General features: G+C 64.8%; 18 protein-coding genes. 10 read left to right on the plus strand and 8 right to left on the minus strand.

What is annotated here, in order from left to right; genetic code table 11:
- The first annotated feature begins 39 nt into the window (after positions 1-39).
- Complete coding sequence (locus tag IVA78_RS13450; protein ID WP_247465636.1) at positions 40-717, plus strand: alpha/beta family hydrolase; 678 nt, start codon at positions 40-42, stop codon at positions 715-717.
- A 3-nt stretch (positions 718-720) separates the two neighbouring features.
- Here IVA78_RS13450 and IVA78_RS13455 read toward each other — a convergent pair whose 3' ends face one another.
- Positions 721-1,695 carry a ketopantoate reductase family protein gene (locus IVA78_RS13455; protein WP_247465637.1) on the minus strand — a complete coding sequence of 325 codons (975 nt, stop codon included), beginning with the start codon at positions 1,693-1,695 and terminating at the stop codon, positions 721-723.
- Positions 1,696-1,848: 153 nt separating this feature from the next.
- Between IVA78_RS13455 and IVA78_RS13460 the strand changes: the two genes are divergently transcribed.
- Positions 1,849-2,652, plus strand: a complete 804-nt coding sequence (locus tag IVA78_RS13460) for an enoyl-CoA hydratase-related protein (protein WP_247465640.1) — start codon at positions 1,849-1,851, stop codon at positions 2,650-2,652.
- A 4-nt stretch (positions 2,653-2,656) separates the two neighbouring features.
- On the opposite strand, the gene IVA78_RS13465 is transcribed toward IVA78_RS13460, so the two are convergent.
- Positions 2,657-2,797 carry a hypothetical protein gene (locus tag IVA78_RS13465; RefSeq protein ID WP_247276349.1) on the minus strand — a complete coding sequence of 47 codons (141 nt, stop codon included), beginning with the start codon at positions 2,795-2,797 and terminating at the stop codon, positions 2,657-2,659.
- 39 nt (positions 2,798-2,836) lie between these two features.
- On the opposite strand from IVA78_RS13465, the gene IVA78_RS13470 reads away from it, so the two are divergent.
- From IVA78_RS13470 to IVA78_RS13485, 4 genes are all read left to right on the plus strand, one after another.
- Positions 2,837-4,198 (plus strand): FAD-dependent oxidoreductase, encoded by a 1,362-nt coding sequence (locus IVA78_RS13470; RefSeq protein ID WP_247465643.1) that lies wholly within the window; start codon positions 2,837-2,839, stop codon positions 4,196-4,198.
- Positions 4,199-4,242: 44 nt separating this feature from the next.
- The gene (locus tag IVA78_RS13475) at positions 4,243-5,247 is read left to right on the plus strand and encodes an ABC transporter substrate-binding protein (RefSeq protein WP_247465645.1); all 1,005 of its coding nucleotides are present in this window, start codon (positions 4,243-4,245) and stop codon (positions 5,245-5,247) included.
- 283 nt (positions 5,248-5,530) lie between these two features.
- Positions 5,531-6,304, plus strand: a complete 774-nt coding sequence (locus IVA78_RS13480; protein ID WP_247465647.1) for an ABC transporter ATP-binding protein — start codon at positions 5,531-5,533, stop codon at positions 6,302-6,304.
- The gene (locus tag IVA78_RS13485) at positions 6,297-7,121 is read left to right on the plus strand and encodes an ABC transporter permease (protein ID WP_247465649.1); all 825 of its coding nucleotides are present in this window, start codon (positions 6,297-6,299) and stop codon (positions 7,119-7,121) included. Before IVA78_RS13480 ends, IVA78_RS13485 begins: the two co-directional genes overlap by 8 nt.
- A 96-nt stretch (positions 7,122-7,217) precedes the next feature.
- On the opposite strand, the gene gtdA is transcribed toward IVA78_RS13485, so the two are convergent.
- Positions 7,218-8,258, minus strand: coding sequence for a gentisate 1,2-dioxygenase (gene gtdA, locus IVA78_RS13490; protein WP_247465651.1), 1,041 nt, complete (start codon positions 8,256-8,258; stop codon positions 7,218-7,220).
- Between the two features lie 176 nt (positions 8,259-8,434).
- On the opposite strand from gtdA, the gene maiA reads away from it, so the two are divergent.
- Together maiA and IVA78_RS13500 are read left to right on the plus strand one after the other, a co-directional pair.
- Positions 8,435-9,067 carry a maleylacetoacetate isomerase gene (gene maiA, locus IVA78_RS13495; RefSeq protein ID WP_247465653.1) on the plus strand — a complete coding sequence of 211 codons (633 nt, stop codon included), beginning with the start codon at positions 8,435-8,437 and terminating at the stop codon, positions 9,065-9,067.
- On the plus strand, positions 9,057-9,569 hold the full coding sequence (locus tag IVA78_RS13500; RefSeq protein WP_247465655.1) for a MarR family transcriptional regulator: 513 nt from the start codon (positions 9,057-9,059) through the stop codon (positions 9,567-9,569). Before maiA ends, IVA78_RS13500 begins: the two co-directional genes overlap by 11 nt.
- Before the next feature lie 262 nt (positions 9,570-9,831).
- Here the strand turns inward: IVA78_RS13500 and IVA78_RS13505 are convergent, their stop codons facing one another.
- The 5 genes from IVA78_RS13505 to IVA78_RS13525 form a co-directional block, all read right to left on the minus strand.
- Entirely contained in the window at positions 9,832-11,445 is a 1,614-nt protein-coding gene (locus IVA78_RS13505; protein ID WP_247465657.1) for a benzoate-CoA ligase family protein, read from the minus strand.
- Entirely contained in the window at positions 11,442-12,581 is a 1,140-nt protein-coding gene (locus IVA78_RS13510; RefSeq protein WP_247465659.1) for an FAD-dependent monooxygenase, read from the minus strand. The genes IVA78_RS13505 and IVA78_RS13510 overlap by 4 nt, the downstream gene beginning before the upstream one ends.
- 190 nt (positions 12,582-12,771) lie before the next feature.
- On the minus strand, positions 12,772-12,987 hold the full coding sequence (locus IVA78_RS13515) for a hypothetical protein (protein ID WP_247465662.1): 216 nt from the start codon (positions 12,985-12,987) through the stop codon (positions 12,772-12,774).
- 132 nt (positions 12,988-13,119) lie between these two features.
- Positions 13,120-13,953, minus strand: coding sequence for a hypothetical protein (locus tag IVA78_RS13520; RefSeq protein WP_247465665.1), 834 nt, complete (start codon positions 13,951-13,953; stop codon positions 13,120-13,122).
- A gap of 154 nt (positions 13,954-14,107) precedes the next feature.
- Positions 14,108-15,109, minus strand: coding sequence for an NADP-dependent oxidoreductase (locus tag IVA78_RS13525; RefSeq protein ID WP_247465670.1), 1,002 nt, complete (start codon positions 15,107-15,109; stop codon positions 14,108-14,110).
- A gap of 209 nt (positions 15,110-15,318) precedes the next feature.
- On the opposite strand from IVA78_RS13525, the gene IVA78_RS13530 reads away from it, so the two are divergent.
- The gene (locus tag IVA78_RS13530; RefSeq protein ID WP_247465675.1) at positions 15,319-16,617 is read left to right on the plus strand and encodes a dicarboxylate/amino acid:cation symporter; all 1,299 of its coding nucleotides are present in this window, start codon (positions 15,319-15,321) and stop codon (positions 16,615-16,617) included.
- 9 nt (positions 16,618-16,626) lie between these two features.
- The gene (locus tag IVA78_RS13535) at positions 16,627-17,568 is read left to right on the plus strand and encodes an amino acid ABC transporter substrate-binding protein (protein WP_247465678.1); all 942 of its coding nucleotides are present in this window, start codon (positions 16,627-16,629) and stop codon (positions 17,566-17,568) included.
- Positions 17,569-17,652: the final 84 nt, after the last annotated feature.

The raw sequence follows: 17,652 nt of genomic DNA on the forward strand, positions 1-17,652 counted from the left end.
GCTACCAAGGCGGCCAGAAATGCATCAGGGTGTCTGATTTTGGCTGCCAAAACTCAAGAGCTCAAGCTCGACATCGAGCGCATCGGCACAGTCTCGGCGATCCTGACGCAGCCGGCCGAGGCGCGCGCCTGCTACGTGCTGGCGCACGGCGCAGGCGCCGATATGCGGCATGCGTTCATGGAGAAGGTCGCACAAGGTCTCGCTGACCGCGGCATCGCGACGCTTCGCTTCAATTTCCCGTACATGGAGAAGAAGCAGGGGCGTCCCGATCCACCGGGGGTCGCCCACGTCGCGATCCGCGCGGCGGCCCTGGAGGCGGCGCGGCTGTGCCCGGGACTGAAGCTCGTGGCCGGCGGGAAGTCATTCGGCGGGCGGATGACCTCGCAGGCGCAGTCCAAGGCCCCATTGCCTCATGTCAAAGGGCTCGCCTTCCTCGGCTTTCCCCTGCATGCCGACAAAAAGCCGTCGGCCGAGCGGGCCGAGCATCTCGGCGGCATCGCAATCCCGATGCTGTTCCTGCAGGGGACGCGCGACGGGCTTGCCGATCTCGGCCATCTCAAGCCTGTCGTCGCGCGGCTCGGAGCGAAGGCGACGCTGCATGAGATCGAGGGCGGCGATCACTCCTTCGCGGTCCTGAAAAAGTCCGGCCGCAGCAATGACGAGGCGCTGACAGAGGTGCTCGACACGCTGGCGGCTTGGATCGATGGGCTTGCCTGAAGTTCACGCCGCATAGAGCCCCTTGTCGCGCGCCTTCTGGATCGCCAGCGCGGCGATTAGGTCGAGGGCCGGGGTCGATAGGCCGGCGGCACGCGCGAAGGCGGCCGGCGCCTTCACCAGCACGTCGATCTCCATGGCGCGACCGAGCTCGTAATCCTGGAGCAGCGATGGCTTGTGATTGGGGGCAGGGCCGCTGCGGGTCACGCGCTTGACCTCGGGGATGAAGTGCTGGGCGATGTCGTTGGCCTCGTTCAGCATGCGTGGAATGACTTCAGTGAAGGCGGGGTCGTCGCGCACGCCGCGCGCGGTCTGGCCGGTGAGCAGGCACAGCACTGACAGCGACATGTTGGTCAGGAGCTTTGACCAGATCGCCTCGCGGATCTCGGCCACCGGCGGCGATTCCAGCCGGGCATCGTTGAAGACACCGCGCAGCCTGGTGATGCGCTCGGAATTGCGGTCGTCGCATTCGCCGATCAAGAGGCGGTTGCGGTCCGGGGTGAGGTTCTGCACCACGCCGGGCGCAATCACCTCGTTGGACGAGAAGACGACGCCGCCGACGATGCGTTCCTTGGGGATGCAGGCGCGCAAGCGCCCACCGGGATCGAGAAACGAAATGTCCGGCGGCGTGGGGTGTCGCGGCGGCAGGCCGATGCCGTACCACCAGGGAATGCCGTTCTGCGCGAACACGATCGCGGTGTCGTCCTGCAGCAGCGGCTTGATGCTGGAGACCAGTCCCTGAAGAGCGGTTGCTTTCAGCGTCGAGATCACGACGTCCTGCGGCCCGAGTTGGGCCGGATCGCCTGACGCGTTCACCTTGGCGCCGACCTCGGAATCGCCGACGCGCAGCTTGAGGCCGCCGGCGCGAGCCGCCTCCAGATGCGCCCCCCGCATCACGCAACTGACCTCATGGCCCGCGCGTGCCAGCCGTACCGCAATGTGGCTGCCGACGGCGCCCGCGCCGAAAATGCAGATGCGCATGTCTATGTCCAGTCCTGATCTCTTGCCGCCTGGTGCCAGCATGACACAAGCCGCCATGCGATGGACGCGGCCGCCCCACGCCGGAAAGATATGGATCAGGGCGCGCGGCCTCGGCCATAGTGCGCGGCAAACAAATCGACCGGAGGATCGCCGATGACCGCCAATCCAGTGTTGTGGACCCTCGACGAGCGCGGCGTTGCGACCGTCACCCTGAACCGTCCCGAGGTCAACAACGCCTATGATGGCGCCTTGATCGCGGGCGTGCTCGCGGCCATGGACGATCTCGGCAAGAAGCAGAGCCTCCGTGTCGTCGTGCTCCGGGGCAATGGCAAGCATTTCCAGGCCGGCGCCGACCTCAAATGGATCAACGGCGTGCGGCCGCAATCAACTGAAGCGAACGAGGCGGCCTCGCGCGCGACCTTCGAGGCCGTGCAGCGGCTCAACACGCTGCCGGTTCCGACGGTCGCGCTGGTGCAGGGCGGCTGCTTCGGTGGCGGCACCGGCGTGATCGCGGCCTGCGACGTCGTGATCGCCGCGGACAACGCCCTGTTCTCGATCACCGAGGTGCGCTGGGGCCTGACCGCCGCCATCATCATCCCGCAGCTCTGCGACGCCATGAGTGTACGGCAAGTCCGCCGCTACGCGCTGACCGGAGAGCGCTTTGGCGCCGAGGACGCCCGCCGCATCGGCCTCGTCCACGAGGTGGTGCCGCTCGCCGAACTGGAGGCCGCAGGCAGCAAGATGGTGGAGCAGTTGCTCGCCAACGGGCCGGAAGCGATGGCCGAAACCAAAATGCTCGCGCTGGAGAGCTCGTTCGGCGGCATGGCGGTGGACGATGCCGCTTACACGCGGCTCGTGCATCTGCATTCGGTCAAGCGTCAGAGCGCAGAGGCAGCGGAAGGGCTGGCCTCGTTTGCCGAGAAGCGGGCGGCGAATTGGCGGGGCGGCAAAGGTTAGGCGTTCAGCAGCCGCGGCAGATGTTGTTGATGCTGCGATAGACGGCATCATCGTCCTGCCGCATCCGGCGCAGCGTTTCCAGTGTCCTGCGCTCGTCGATCGCGAGCTTTTTTGGTGGATTGTAGCTCAGTGCGCACTGATCCATAGTCGGCCCCAAGCAAGAGAGTTGTGAACAGGACGCGTCATGCGGGCGATGATCGAAGAACCGGCACGACAGGTGCCGCTCTATGGCGAATATGAAATCGTCGTGCTCGGCGGCGGCCCGGCCGGCATCGTTGCGGCGGCGTCAGCGGCGCGCGCGGGGCGGAAGACTCTGCTGGTCGAGCGCTACGGCTTTCTCGGCGGCATGGGCACGGCAGCCGGCGTCACCAATTTCTGCGGCCTGCACGGCAATGTCTACGGCGAGCATCGCCGCTTGGTGCAGGGCATGGCCTCGGAGCTGCTGGCGCGGATCGATCGGCTCAACGGTCTCAATGCGCCGCACCTGATCCTCGGCAAGGTCTTTGCCCAGGCCTATGACACCGCCGCCTACAAGATCGCGGCCGACGAGCTGCTTGCCAGCCATAAGGTGCACATCCTCTTTCACGCGCTCGGCGCCGGCGTGGTGATGGGCGATGACCGCCGCATCGATGCGCTGATGGTCGAGACCAAGGCGGGCCGGCAGGCGGTGCGATCTGAGATCCTCATCGACTGCTCGGGCGACGGCGATCTCGCGGTGTGGGCCGGCGCGCCGTTCGAAATCGGCGACGAGCATGGCCATCCGATGTACCCCTCGATGATGCTGCGTCTCAACGGCATCGATCCCGCGAAGGCAGGGGAGGCCTGGCGAACCATTCCGCAATTGATGGAGAAGGCCACTGCCGCCGGCACGCACAAATTCCCGCGCAAGAGCGCGATCGTGCGGCCGCAAAAGTCCGGCGTCGAATGGCGGGTGAATTTCACGCAAGTCGCGCGCGAGGACGGCCACGCCATCAATGGCGTCGAGCCCGACGACCTCACCCGCGGCGAGATCGAGGGCCGCAAGCAGGCGCTCGCCGCGTTCGAGTTCCTGTGCACTGTGCCGGGCTTCGAAAATTCCTACATCGTCGACCTGCCGCCGCAGCTCGGCATCCGCGAGACCCGCCGCATTAGCGGCGGCTACCAGCTCAGCGGCGAGGACGTGCTCGGCTGCGCTTCGTTCGAGGATTCGATCGGCGTCAATGGCTGGCCGATCGAGGCCCATGTGCCCGGCGACGTGGTCTTCACCTTTCCGCCGATCCCGGACTCGCGCGGCTATAACGAGCTGCCGTACCGGATGCTGGTGCCCGAAGGCGTCGACAATCTCCTGGTCGCCGGCCGCTGTGCCTCCATGACCCATGAGGGCCAATCGGCGGCACGGGTCTCCGGTGCGTGTTTCGTGATGGGGGAGGCGGCCGGTTCCGCTGCCGCCTTGGCGCTGGCCGGAAACCGGATGCCACGTGACATCGCCGTTGAAAAATTGCAGGAAACGTTGAAACGGCAGGGCGCCTTCATCGGGCGGGACCAGACGGTGCCCAAGGGCCTTTAGCGGACTGCAAGAGAACGCCCAAGAGAACCACTGGAGGAAATGGGATGATGGGGATTGCGCGGCTCGCGCTAGTGGGCCTTTTGGCGATCATGGCGACGGGCACGGCCCGGGCCGAAGACGTGCTGAAGGCGAAGATCGGCGTGCTTCGTCTGTCGTCCTCCGCGCCGGTCTTCATTGCGCAGGACAAGGGCTATTTTCGCGAGGCCGGCTTGGAGGTCGAGCTGAAGTTCTTCGACGCGGCGCAGCCGATCGCGGTCGCCACCACATCGGGCGACGTCGATTTCGGCATCACCGCCTTCACCGCCGGTCTCTACAATCTCGCCGGCAAGGGGACGCTGAAGGTGATCGGCGGCATGAGCCGCGAGAAGGCCGGCTATCCCCTGATCGGCTATTTCGCCAGCAACAACGCCTATGCCGCCGGCCTGAAGACGCCGAAGGATCTTGCGGGCAAGCGCGTGGCGGTGACGCAGGTCGGATCGAGCTTTCATTACTCGCTCGGGCTGCTCGCCGACAAATATGGCTTCAAGCTCGCGGACGTGAAGATCGTGCCGCTGCAATCGCTGTCGAATGCTGCGGCTGCGCTAAAGGGCGAGACCGTCGATGCGGCGCTGCTTCCGGTCTCGACGGCGCGAAAGCTGATCGACGAGGGCGGCGCGAAATTTTTGGGCTGGGTCGGCGACGAGACGCCCTGGCAGTTAGGGGCGGTGTTCGCTTCGCCGAAGACGCTGACCAACAAGGCGCTGGTGAGAAAACTGCTCGCCGCTCTGGCGAAGGCCGATCGCGAATATCACGACGTCATCCTCACCGCGATGAAGGACGGTGTTGCGCCGGTCAACGACCAGACCAAGCCGCTCCTGGAGATCATTGCCAAATATACCAACCTCCCGGTCGAGCAGGTCGTCGGCAACTGTGCCTATATTGACCCCGACGGCAAGCTGGATGTGAAGAACGTCGACAACCAGATCAAATGGCTCCAGGAACAGGGCTTTGCCGACAAGGGCTTTGATGCGAACGCGATCATCGCGAAGGACTATGTGAAGGCGGATTGATGCTGACGATGCAGACTCTCGTGACGGGCAACCTGCCACCCTCCCCTGAAGGGGGAGGGTCGATCGTGCCGGCGATGCGCAGCATCGTCCGGAGCGAGCGGGGTGGGGTGAGCCATGGCGGTGGTCTGTCCGTCGTTCGCTCCGAGTACTCGCGGAAAGTCCGGGAGCAGGCATTGTCACCATCCATGTGGATAGACCGCCACCCCACCCCGGTTTGCATTTCGCTTCGCTGCATGCAAACCGACCCTCCCCCTCCAGGGGAGGGTGAAGAAGGCGGGCGCGCATGGATCTGATCGCCGACCACATCTCTCATCGCTTCGGCGACCTCGCCGTGCTCGACGACGTCTCGTTCACCGTCAGCGCCGGCGAGGTCGTGGCGATCGTCGGTCCCTCCGGCTGCGGCAAGAGCACGCTGCTGTCGATCCTCGGCGGCCTCTTGCAGCCGAGCTCGGGTGCGCCCGAGCTGCGCGGCCAGCCGCCGGCGGACAGCCTTAATCCGCTGACCTTCGTCTTTCAGGACTTCGCGCTGTTGCCATGGGCGACCGTCGAGGAGAACGTCGAATTCCCGCTGCTGCACACACAGCTTTCAGCAACGCAGCGTCGCGCGCTGGTCGAGGACGCGCTGCGCCGCACCGGCCTGACCGAATTTCGCAAAACCTATCCAAAACAGCTCTCCGGCGGCATGCGCCAGCGCGTCGGCATTTCGCGCGCGCTTGCGGTCAAGCCTGCGATCCTGCTGATGGACGAGCCGCTGTCGGCGCTGGATTCGCAAACCCGCGAACTCCTGATGGAGGATTTCGTTCGCCTGCTCGCCGACGGCGGCATGGGCGCGGTCTACGTTACGCATAATCTCGAAGAGGCAGCGCGGCTCGCAGACCGCATCGTGGTGCTGTCGCGGCGGCCCGGCCGCATTCGCGAGGTCGTGACCGTGCCGATGACGCGTGCAGAGCGCGGCGAAACCGCTGCGCGGGAAAAGCTGCTGGCGCTGCAAAGCCAGATCTGGTCGCTGATCCGCAACGAGGCGATCGACGCCGAACGCGAGGTTCAGCATGCTTGACCGTGCGCCGGCGGAAGGCTCTTCGAGGGACCAAGCCACTCGACGCGTCCGCTTCCGCGGTGCGGGCTTCGTGCCTGCGTCGAGCCGCTTCGGCGGCTGGATCGCGCTCGCGCTCGTCATCGCGATCTGGCAGGCCGCCGGCAGCGCGGGCTTCGTCAATCCGCTGTTCCTGCCGGCGCCGTCGGCGATCGTACGTGCGATCTATCAGCTCGCGATCTCTGGCGCGCTCTGGCAGCACGTTTCGGCCTCGCTGCTGCGCATCGGCATCGGCTGGTTGCTCGGGACGGCGGCGGGCGTTGCCGTCGGGTTCGCCATCGGCCTGTCGCGGCTCGCGCGCAGCGTCGGCATCACCTTCATCTCGGCGCTGTTTCCGATCCCGAAGATCGCGCTGCTGCCGCTCCTGATCCTTTGGCTCGGCATCGGCGAAGAGCCGAAGATCGCGACCATTGCGCTCGGCGTCTTCTTCTCGACCGCGATCTCGGTCTATAGCGGCGTCGACGCGGTGCCGCGCAACCTGATCCGCATGGCGCAGAGCTTCAACGTTCCGTTTGCCACCATCGTGCGCAAGGTGATCTGGCCTGGCGCGCTGCCCGCGATCCTCGCTGGCTTCCGCATCACCGCCTCGGTCGCGCTGCTGCTCGTCGTCAGCGCCGAGATGATCGGCGCGCAATACGGCATCGGCGCGTTCGTGCTCCAGGCCGGCAATCTGATGCAGACGGATCAGCTGCTTGCGGGTGTGGTGATTCTGTCGGTGTTCGGGCTGGCCGTGGGGAAGGTGATCGGCTGGCTGGAGACAAGGCTGCTGCACTGGCGGTGAGCACCGCTGTCATTCCGGGGCCCGCGAAGCGTGAACCCGGAATCTCGAGATTCCGGATTCGATGCTTCGCATCGTCCCGGAATGACGGGTCAACCCTCACGCGTTCCCGCGATCTTCCCGAAACAGATCCAGCTTCTGCTGCACCGGCCGGTCCGAGAAGCTGAACAGCACGGCGTCCTCATCCGCCTCGTGCGTGACCCAGTGCCAGCTCGGCACCACAAACAGATCGCGCGGGCCCCATTCGAAGGTCGCTTCCCCAACCCGGCTGCGGCCGCGGCCTTCGATCGGGCAGAACACCGTGGCATCGGTCGAGCGATAACGCGCGGTCTTGAAACCCTTCGGGAGCAGCTGGATGAAGGTGCCGATGGTCGGCATTGCGAAATCGCCGGTCTCGGGATTGCTGAACTTCAGCTTCAGGCCGTGGCAGGCGTCCCATTCCTGACACACGCGGGCTTTCTCCAGCGCTTCGCGGGTGTAGGCATAGGGATAGCTGAAGATCGGCGAGGTCTTCGAGCTCCGCTTTACGTCGACCGGCAGCAGGTTGTGGCCGTAGCGCGCAAAGCTGTCGCCGGGAGGTCTTGTGATCTTCTGCTGGTCCTCCTTTGAGCCTTCCGCAAAGGAGCAGTCGAAGAACTGCACCAGCGGGATATCGAGGCCGTCGAGCCAAAACATCGGCTCGCTGGTCTCGTTGGAATGATCGTGCCAGGTCATCGACGGCGTGATGATGAAGTCGCCGGGCTCCATCGCAGTGCGCTCGCCGTCGACCGCGGTGTGGGCGCCCTTGCCTTCCAGCACGAAGCGCAGCGCGGACTGGCTGTGGCGGTGCGCGGGCGCGACGTCGCCGGGCACCACCATCTGCACGCCGGCATAAAGCGAGGTCGTGATCTTGGACTGGCCGCGCAGGCCCGGGTTCTCCAGCACCAGCACGCGCCGCTCGGCTTCCTTGGCGGTGATCAGCTTGCCGGCTTCCGTCATGTAGTCGCGGATGATGTCGAACTTCCATAAGTGAGGCCGGCAGGCGCTCTTCGGCTCCGGCGTGATCAAGTCGTTCATCACCGTCCACAGCGCGGTGAGATTTTCGCCGTCGATCTTCCGGTAAAACGCCTCGCGTTCCGGCGTCTTGGTCACGGCTTCCATGGTGCGGCTCCGTTCGTTTTGTCGATTGACAGTATACTGACGATATAGGTAGCGTCAACGTGAGGAATGTTGGCCGTCATTCCGGGGCGATGCGGCAGCATCGAACCCGGAATCTCGAGGTTCCGGCTTCTCGCTCCGCGAGCCCCGGAACGACAAGAAACACAAGGGAGGTCTCAATGAAGCTGCACGGCTATTTCCGCTCCAGCGCCGCTTATCGCGTGCGGATCGCGCTCAACCTCAAGGGCCTCGGTGCCGAGCATCTGCCGCATCATCTGCGCAAGGGCGAGCAATGCGCGCCCGCTTATCTCGCCATCAACCCGCAAGGCCTAGTGCCGGCGCTGGAGGACGATGCGGGCGCAGTGCTGACCCAATCGGTCGCGATCATCGAATGGCTCGACGAAACGCACCCCAATCCGCCGCTGCTGCCGAAGGACCCGCTGCGCCGTGCCAAGGTGCGCGCGTTCGCGCTCGCGATCGCCTGCGACACACATCCGGTGCAGAACCTGAAGGTGCTGGCGCGGCTGCGCGAGCTCGGCCTTGCCGAGGAGAAGGTCCAGGACTGGGCGGCCTGGGTCAACCGCGAGGGGCTGTCGGCCTGCGAGACGCTGATCAGGGACGAGCCGGGCCCGTTCTGCTTCGGAGACGCGCCGACGCTGGCCGATCTCTGTCTGGTGCCGCAGCTCGCCAATGCGCGCCGGTTCGGCGTCGATGTGTCGGCCTATCCGCGCCTGCTTCAGGCAGAAGCCGCCGCCAAGGCAATGCCGGCCTTCGCCAATGCCGCGCCGGAGAAGCAGCCCGATGCCGAGTAAACCTCTTGCTCCGATCACGATGGACGCGGTCTATGCCGCGCCGGGCTATCTGTTCCGGCGCATGCAGCAGATCGCGGTCTCGATCTTCATGGAGGAGTGCAAGGCGTTCGACCTGACGCCGGTGCAATATGCGGCGCTGATCGCGGTCCACACCCATCCCGGCATCGACGCGACCCGTCTGTCGGCGGTGATCGCCTTCGATCGCTCCACGCTCGGCAGCGTGATCGAGCGGCTTCAGGCCAAGGCCTATATCGAGCGCAAGCCGGCGCCTGAGGACAAGCGGATCAAGCTGCTCTATCTGACCAAATCAGGCGCCGCGATCCTGCGCGAAATCATCCCCGCCGTCGAGCGAGCCCAGGCACGCATGCTGGAGCCGTTGAAACCCGCCGACCGCAAGGCGCTGCTGGAGCTCTTGGTGCAGCTCGTCGATCTCAACAACGAAGCCTCACGCGTGCCGCTGCGGGCCGAGGATGCGCTGGAACGTCTGGGGAAGGGCGGGTGAGAGTGGGGGGCAACGCTGCCGCCCTTATCTCCGCTGTCATTACCCGCGCAGGCCGGGCATCCAGTACGCCGCGGCCTGTCGGCTCAATCACGACCGTCTCTGGAATACTGGATCGGCCGCCTTCGCGGGCGATGACAGTCCAGTGTGAGATTTCGTAGGGTGGGAAAGGCGCTCTTGCGCCGTGCCCACCATCTTTCCTCCAATGGATCAGTGGTGGGCACGCTTCGCTTCGCCTGCTGAACGTGTGGCGGCGTCCTCGGCCTCACATCCGCAGCAACGCCTGCCGGTCGATCTTCCCCGTGCCCGTCTTCGGCAGCTCGTCGATGAAGATCACCTCGCGCGGATATTTGTAGGGCAATAGCTTACCCTTCACATAATCCTGGAGCTTGCGCGTCGTCTCGCTCTGATCAGTGGTGCGGTTGTTCATCACCACCACGGCCTTCAGCGTCATGCGCCGGTCCGGCAGTTCGGCGGCGAACACCGCGCATTCGCGAATATCAGGGTGGTCGGCGAGGCAGAGTTCGACCTCCAGCGGATAGACCCACTGGCCGGAGATCTTGATGAGATCGTCGGCGCGGCCGCGGAAGAAGTGGAAGCCGTCGGCATCGCGCACGAAGCGATCGCCGGTGTAGATCCAGCCGCCCTCGCGGATCGTCTCGGCGGATTTGTCCGGCCGGTTCCAGTACAGCGGCGTGTTGGAATCGCCGCGCACCCACAAGATGCCTTCCTCGTTGTCGGCGACGTCGCGGCCGTCCTTGTCGCGCAGCGCAACCTCGTAGCCGGGCACGCGCAGGCCGGCGGCGCCGAGCTTCTTCCGCTCGGGACGGTTGGAGAGATAGATGTGCAGCACCTCGGTCGAGCCGAGGCCTTCGACGATCTCAAGCCCGGTGAGCGTCTTCCAGCCGTTGAAGACTTCGGCCGAGAGCACCTCGGCGGCGGAGAGCGCCATGCGCAGCGACGAGAAATTCGTCTTGTCCGCGCCTTCGGCCTTGGTCAGCGATGTATAAAGCGTCGGCAGGCCGAAGAACACCGTCGGCTTGTATTGCGCGATCGCCGAAAAGATCGATGCGGGCTTCGGCTGGCCTGGCAACAGCAACGTTGCCGCGCCCGCCGAGAATGGGAAGGTGACGGAATTGCCGAAGCCGTAAGCGAAGAAGATCTTGGGCACCGAGAAGCAGATGTCGCCAGACGTCAGCTTCAACACGCTCCGGGCAAAGGCGGCTTCGCTATAGGCCATATCGTGCTGGAGATGCACGATGCCCTTGGGCCGGCCGGTGGAGCCGGAGGAGTACATCCAGAACGCCATCTCGTCGCGATCGGTGTTGGCTTCCGCGAGTTCGGCCGGGAACTGCATGAGCCAGCTTGCCGCTGCGATGGCAACAGGCGCGGCGTGGTCGCGCACCTCGCCATTGACGACGATCAGCGTGTGCAGCCCCGTGTCCCTGCAAGCTTCCGCATTGAAGCGCGCGCAGAATTCGGCATCCACCACCGCAACGGCAGCGCCGGAATCGGCAAGATAGAACTGCAAGAGGTCCGGCGGCGTCAGCGTGTTGATCAGGAGCGGCACGAAGCCGGCGCGCACCGCGCCGAAGAAGGCGGCGGGATAGGCCGGCGTGTCGTCGAGAAACAAGAGCACGCGGTCGCCGCGCTTGAGGCCGAGCGAGGCAAGCCCGTTGCCCCAGCGGCAAGCCTCGGCGCAGAGCTCGGCATAGGTCCGCGTGCCCGCCGGGCCGATGAGCGCGAGCTTGTCGCCGCGCCCCTTGTCGAGATTGTCGAACAGCACGCGGCCGGCGTTACAGATTTGCGGAACGGCAAAGCCGATCTCGCGTGCGCCGGGGCTGTCCGCGGGCACCTGGTCGCGAATCTCGTTGCTCATGCCGCACCTCCGCCGTTCTTGGCCGCCTCGTAGCGCGCCATGAAGGCCGGGGACATCGCCCGCAGCCGGGAATCGTCGATACGGCCGGACCGGGTGATGTAGCTATAGGCGAAATCCATCACGGGCAGCTTCATGTGGTCGGCGAAGTGCTCGTACCAGAACGCGCTGGTGCGCGCGGCATCGACGAGTTTCTGCACGATCGGCTTGCGCGCGGCCTGGTAGCGATGCAGCGCGGTCGACAGATGCGCATCCGATTCCAGCGCCTTGACCAGCGCGATGGCGTCTTCGATCGCGAGCCGCGTGCCCGATCCGATCGAGAAATGCGCCGAGTGCAGGGCATCTCCGAGCAGCACGATGTTCTTGAACGACCAGTGCTCGTTCCAGACCCAGGGAAAGTTGCGCCAGACCGATTTGTTGGAGACGAGGCAATGGCCGCCAAGCGTGTCGGCAAACACCTCCTCGCAAACACCCTTGGACTGCTCGACGTCCTTGTAGGCGAAGCCGTAGGCCTGCCATGTCGCGTGGTCGCATTCGACCAGGAAGGTGCTCATGTTCGGCGAGTAGCGGTAGTGATGAGCGTTGAAGGCGCCGCGGTCCGTCTTCACGAAAGTCTGCGACAGCGTGTCGAAGCGTTTCGAGGTGCCGTACCAGACGAACTTGTTGGAGGAGTAGGACAGCGAGGTGCCGAAATCGCCCTCATAGGCCCGGCGTACCAGCGAGTTGAGGCCGTCGGCGGCGACGATGAGATCGTGGCCGTTCAGTTGGTCGATCGCATGGATCTGGGTGTCGAAGCACGGGGCGACGCCGGCATCGAGCGCGCGCTGCTGCAGGAACTTGAGCAGCTCGAGCCGTCCGATCGAGGAGAAGCCGACCCCGTCGATGGCGACGCTGTCCCCGTGCAGGTTCAGCGTGATGTTCTCCCAGCTCTCCATATGCGGCGCGATCGCGTCGACCGTTTCGGGGTCGTCGGCGCGCAGGAATTCCAAAGCCTGGTCCGAGAACACGACGCCAAAGCCCCAGGTCGCGTCGGCCGGGTTCTGTTCGAACAGGTCGACTTGATCCTCGGGGTGACGCCTCTTCCAGAGATAGGCGAAGTACAGCCCACCGGGCCCCCCGCCAATCACGGCGATCCGCAACGTCTGCCTCCCTAATTGACAGTATACTCACTATCTAGGAGTAGACTAATGTGCTCCGGCGTCCGGCGCCAGCGGAATTATGAAAGGCCAGGCGCGCCGAAGCTCAGTCCCGAACGCGCGTTTGGCGCGTGTCCGAAGCAGTTTCGCGCCCAAGCATAGCCAAACCACGCGGGCTTGGCCATGCGCACCGTCAGACGCAGCGCTTCACGTAGACCCCGTTCACCAGCACTCTGGTGCAGCGGACGGCCCGAACCGGCTTGCGGACCACGACCGCCGCGTTCGGTCCGGCGCAGCCGGCGCGATACACGCCGCGGGCGCAGACCACCGCATTGGCGTCGGTGGCCTCGAACGTCATGATCGCTGCGAAGGCGAGGAGTGCAGAAGCGACGAGCAGCAATAAACGCATGTTGTCCTCCCGGTCTGGTCGTGATCGAAATCGGATCCTTGCAAAAGACTTGTCGTTGCCGGCGTGCGGGAATTCATTCGCGCACGCTGCCAATCATTGCCCCTGTGCCTTGGCGCGCGATCGTGCGCCGCCTCATCGCACTGCGAACGGGGCGAGCACGTCCTTGCACGCGGGCGATAGCGAGGCGGCATTGCTGGAGATGCATTGAATGATGCGGCCGCCGCCGGGCGCGACGCCGGCGCAGAGCGTGCGGATGTCGGCGCCGCAGGCCGACCTTGCGATGAACAGTTCTTCGCGCGGCCGCAGCGGGCGCAAAGCGATCGCCGCTGGCGCGGCCGCCGGCGCTGCTGCCGCGGGAGCTGCACCCGCGGGTGCTGCCGTTGCAGCCGCGCCACCGCCGGACGCCGCACTCAACGCGCTCTGGCAGGCCGGCGAGACCTTGGCCTTGCTCTTCTCCAGGCATTCGAGCGCGGGGGCGCCGCCCGGCGGCACGCTGGCGCACACCTTGGGATAATCGGCGCGGCACGCGCTCTTGACCGCCGCAACCTGCGCGCTGCTCGGCTGCGTGGCGGCAGCAGCCTTCGGCGCCGGCGCGGCGGCCGGCTTTGCAGCAGGAGCGGAGTCAGCCTTCGGCGCGGCAGGCGCCGCTGCCGCCTTGGGCGCAGCCTCGGTCTTCGCAGCGGGCGCAGCTTCGGTCTTCGGCGCCGAAGCAGGCTCGACCGTGCGAACCGCGGTCTGGCATCCCGATGACAGGCTGGACATGTTCTTTGCCAGACATTGATACGCTTCCACCCCGCCGGGCGTCACGCTCGAGCAATGCGCCATGAAGTCCGAGCGGCATGCCGAGCGGATGGCGCTCTTCTGCGCCTCGGTCGGCGTTTGCGCCAACGCGCCTGTTGCAGTTGCGAAGAACGCTGCCGCCAGCAACACCTTGCGCGTTGACGCATGTCTCAACGTGTTGAGCATCTGACTGATTTCCTACCCTGTCGGTCACGCCGACGACTCTTAAATGTAATGCAATCGCAATCGTCGCGAATGATGCCTCGCGCGTGGCATCATTCGCCGCTTTGATCTCTCCTGCAAGTCAATAATGCTGGTGCAATTGCGCCGTGGCGGCGTCTCAGATCCTTATCATGCGCTTGCCGCGGTTCTCGCCCGCCAGCAATCCAATCAGCGCGTGCGGTGTGTTCTCGAGGCCATCGATAATGTCCTCCTGCACCTTCAGCTTGCCCGATTTGACCCACGTTTGGAGGTCTGCCAGTGCGCGCTGGCTGTCCTTCATGTAGTCCATCACGATGAAGCCCTGCATGACGAGCCGCTTCACCACGATCAAGCCGGGCACGCCGCGCGGGCCGTGTGCGGCGGGCGCGCCGTCATATTGCGAGACCGCACCGCAGCAGGCGATGCGGCCGTAATTGTTCATCTGCGGCAGGCAGGCTTCCAGAATGTCGCCGCCGACATTGTCGAAATAGACGTCGATGCCCTTGGCTGCAGCTGCGCGCAGCGCCTTGAACACCGCGCCGTCCTTGTAGTCCACGGCCGCATCAAAGCCGAGCTCGGAGGTCAGCCAATTGCATTTGTCGGCGCCGCCGGCGATGCCGATCACGCGGCATCCTTTGATCTTGGCGATCTGTCCGACGAGTGAGCCGACCGAGCCCGCGGCCGCGGAGACGACGACTGTCTCGCCCTCCTTGGGCTTCCCGATCTCCAGCAGGCCGAAATAGGCGGTCAGGCCGGCGATGCCGAATACGCTGAGCAGATGCGTCATCGGCTCGAGTTTCGGCATCTTGGTGAGATGCTTCGCCGGCACCGCGGCATATTCCTGCCAGCCGGTGTCGCCGAACACGATGTCGCCCGCCGCCAGCTCCGGCGCCTTCGAGCTGACAACCTCGGCAATGGCGCCGCCGGCCATCACGCTGTTGGCTTCGACGGCGGAGCGATAGGTCGCGCCATGCATCCAGGCGCGGTTGGCGGCGTCGAGCGAGATGTATCGCACGCGCAGCAGGGCCTCGCCGTCCTTCGGCTCCGGCACTGCGTTCTCCACCATCTTGAAATGCTCGGGCCCGAGCTTGGCGCTGGGCTTTTCCACTAGGAGAATCTGGCGATTGATGTTGCCGCTCATGGCGTTCCCCTCTCCGATCGTGGCGATTATTGATGCAGCGGCAGCCAAGAAAACGTGCAAGCCGCATGCGTTGTGCGCTGCATGAAAGCTAGATCGCGGCGTTCCATTTCACAACGAGAACATCCGGCCAACACGAGCACACGCAAAGCGTGTTGCGTCGCTGTGATATCTGCGACATCATGAAGCGCCGGTGTACGTGGGGGTAAGCGATGTCCAACAGGTTCACGCAATACATTCTGGCCGCGATGGTGCTGGGCATTGTCATGGGCTCGGCGATCTACAATTTCCTGCCCGACACGCGCGCCGACTGGGCCTCGTCCATCAACCTGATTGCCATGATGTTCCTGCGCCTGATCAAGATGATCATCGCGCCGCTGGTGTTCGCGACCCTGGTCGGCGGCATCGCCCATATGGGCTCCGGCTCCAAGCTCGGCCGCATCTTCGCCAAAACCATGGGCTGGTTCGTCAGCGCCTCCTTCGTGTCGCTGCTGCTCGGCCTCATCATGGTGAATTTGCTTCAGCCTGGCGCGAACTTCCCCGGCACGCTGCCCGCGGCGGGCCAATCGACAGGCCTGCCGGTTTCCGCCTTCTCAATCGAGAAATTCTTGACCCATCTGATCCCGACCTCGATCGCGGACGCGATGGCGCAGAACGAAATCCTCCAGATCGTGATCTTCGCCGTGTTCTTCTCCGTGGCGATGGGCGCGATGCCCGAGCGCTCTAAGCCGATCCTGGCGCTGATCGACGACATCGGCCACATCATGCTGAAGGTGACGAGCTACGTGATGCTGTTCGCGCCACTCGCGGTATGGGCCGCCATCACCGCGACAGTCGCCAAGAACGGCCTCTTGGTGCTCTGGAAGCTCGTCGTCTTCATGGGCGGCTTCTATCTCTCGCTGGCGATCCTGTGGACCATCCTGGTCATCGTCGGCTTCATTGTGATCGGGCCACGCTACGGCCATCTGCTGAAGCTGATCCGCGAGCCCCTGATGATCGCCTTCTCGACCGCGAGCTCGGAAGCGGCCTATCCGAAGACGCTGGAGGGCCTCAACCGCTTCGGCGCCTCGTCGCGGATCTCGAGCTTCGTGCTGCCGCTCGGCTATTCGTTCAACCTCGACGGCACGATGATGTACTGCACCTTCGCCAGCGTCTTCATCGCGCAGAGCTACCACATCGACATGCCGCTCGGCACCCAGCTCGCCATGCTGGCGACGCTGATGATCACCTCTAAGGGCGTCGCCGGCGTGCCGCGCGCCTCGCTCGTCGTGATCGCCTCGACGCTGGCGCAGTTCAACATCCCCGAGGCGGGCCTCTTGATGATCATGGGCATCGACACCTTCCTGGACATGGGCCGCAGCGCCACCAACGTGATCGGCAACACGCTGGCGACCTCGGTCGTGGCCAAATGGGAAGGCGAACTCGGGCCCGAGCACGAGCTTGGACCTAGTGATGCGGTGCCGGAGGATTTGGTGCCCGGTGAAGTGCCCGCAATGGCCGGCCATGGGTAGGAGCGAACCATGGGCCAGTTCCTGGCGAGGTCACTGACCTCATTCTGCCTGTGGTTCGCGGCATGTTTGCTGACGACTTCGTTGTTCGTGAGCTCGGCGTTCGCCCAGACCGGCAGCGAAGGGCTCAGCCCGACGCTGTCGGCCATCAAGAAGGCGCACGCGGTGCGGCTCGGCTATCGCGAGAGCTCGCCGCCGTTCTCCTTCCTCGACCAGGCGGGTCGCCCGATCGGCTACAGCCTCGAGCTCTGCGAAGCCATCGTCGAGGAGATCGGCATCGAGGTCGACGATCCCAATCTCAGGATAGATTACGTCAAGGTCACCTCGGACGACCGCATCGAGGCCGTGCTCCAGAACAAGATCGACCTCGAATGCGGCTCGACCACCGCCAATGCCGAGCGCGGCAAGCGCGTTGCCTTCTCGCCACTGATGTTCGTCGCCGGCACTAAGCTGATGGTGCCGAAGGCGTCGAACGTCCGGTCGCTGACAGATCTGAAGGGCAAGACCATCGTGGTGACGAAGGGCACCACGAACGAGCAGGCGATCCAGGCAGCCGACAAGAAGCTCTTGCTCGGTCTTAACATCGTGACCGCGCCGGATCACGAGCAGTCGTTTCAGATGGTGAACGACGGCAAGGCGGATGCGTTCGCGACCGACGACATCCTGCTCTACGGCCTGATTGCGCGTCACAAGGCCCAGGAATATTTTCGCGTGGTCGGGGACTATCTGTCTTACGATCCCTACGGCATCATGTTCAGGAAGGGCGAGCCGCAACTCGCCGCCGTGGTCGAGCGCGCCTTCCGCAAGCTCGGTTCCAACCGCGACCTCATCCCGCTCTACAACAAATGGTTCACAGCCAGGCTTCCCACCGGCGAACGGCTGAACGTACCGATCTCGCTGCAACTGGAAGAAGCCTTCAAGGCGATGGACGATTCGCCGGGCGCGAATAACTAGGCGGCTTTCTCTCTTACCCTCCCCTGGAGGGGGAGGGTCGATGCGCATGGCGCGAAGCGGAATGCGAAGCGGGGTGGGTTGCCC

It is taken from the genome of Bradyrhizobium sp. 137, from assembly GCF_023074095.1.
Taxonomy (GTDB): Bacteria; Pseudomonadota; Alphaproteobacteria; order Rhizobiales; family Xanthobacteraceae; genus Bradyrhizobium.

Excerpts from the sequence above, each read along its gene's own strand:
- gtdA (WP_247465651.1), bottom strand. The coding sequence starts at position 8,258 with ATGGAAGCCGTGACCAAGACGCCGGAACGCGAGGCGTTTTACCGGAAG.
- IVA78_RS13505 (WP_247465657.1), bottom strand. The coding sequence starts at position 11,445 with ATGAGCAACGAGATTCGCGACCAGGTGCCCGCGGACAGCCCCGGCGCA.
- maiA (WP_247465653.1), top strand. The coding sequence starts at position 8,435 with ATGAAGCTGCACGGCTATTTCCGCTCCAGCGCCGCTTATCGCGTGCGG.
- IVA78_RS13465 (WP_247276349.1), bottom strand. The coding sequence starts at position 2,797 with ATGGATCAGTGCGCACTGAGCTACAATCCACCAAAAAAGCTCGCGATC.
- IVA78_RS13485 (WP_247465649.1), top strand. The coding sequence starts at position 6,297 with ATGCTTGACCGTGCGCCGGCGGAAGGCTCTTCGAGGGACCAAGCCACT.
- IVA78_RS13475 (WP_247465645.1), top strand. The coding sequence starts at position 4,243 with ATGATGGGGATTGCGCGGCTCGCGCTAGTGGGCCTTTTGGCGATCATG.
- IVA78_RS13535 (WP_247465678.1), top strand. The coding sequence starts at position 16,627 with ATGGGCCAGTTCCTGGCGAGGTCACTGACCTCATTCTGCCTGTGGTTC.
- IVA78_RS13500 (WP_247465655.1), top strand. The coding sequence starts at position 9,057 with ATGCCGAGTAAACCTCTTGCTCCGATCACGATGGACGCGGTCTATGCC.
- IVA78_RS13470 (WP_247465643.1), top strand. The coding sequence starts at position 2,837 with ATGCGGGCGATGATCGAAGAACCGGCACGACAGGTGCCGCTCTATGGC.
- IVA78_RS13525 (WP_247465670.1), bottom strand. The coding sequence starts at position 15,109 with ATGAGCGGCAACATCAATCGCCAGATTCTCCTAGTGGAAAAGCCCAGC.
- IVA78_RS13480 (WP_247465647.1), top strand. The coding sequence starts at position 5,531 with ATGGATCTGATCGCCGACCACATCTCTCATCGCTTCGGCGACCTCGCC.
- IVA78_RS13530 (WP_247465675.1), top strand. The coding sequence starts at position 15,319 with ATGTCCAACAGGTTCACGCAATACATTCTGGCCGCGATGGTGCTGGGC.
- IVA78_RS13460 (WP_247465640.1), top strand. The coding sequence starts at position 1,849 with ATGACCGCCAATCCAGTGTTGTGGACCCTCGACGAGCGCGGCGTTGCG.
- IVA78_RS13520 (WP_247465665.1), bottom strand. The coding sequence starts at position 13,953 with ATGCTCAACACGTTGAGACATGCGTCAACGCGCAAGGTGTTGCTGGCG.
- IVA78_RS13515 (WP_247465662.1), bottom strand. The coding sequence starts at position 12,987 with ATGCGTTTATTGCTGCTCGTCGCTTCTGCACTCCTCGCCTTCGCAGCG.
- IVA78_RS13455 (WP_247465637.1), bottom strand. The coding sequence starts at position 1,695 with ATGCGCATCTGCATTTTCGGCGCGGGCGCCGTCGGCAGCCACATTGCG.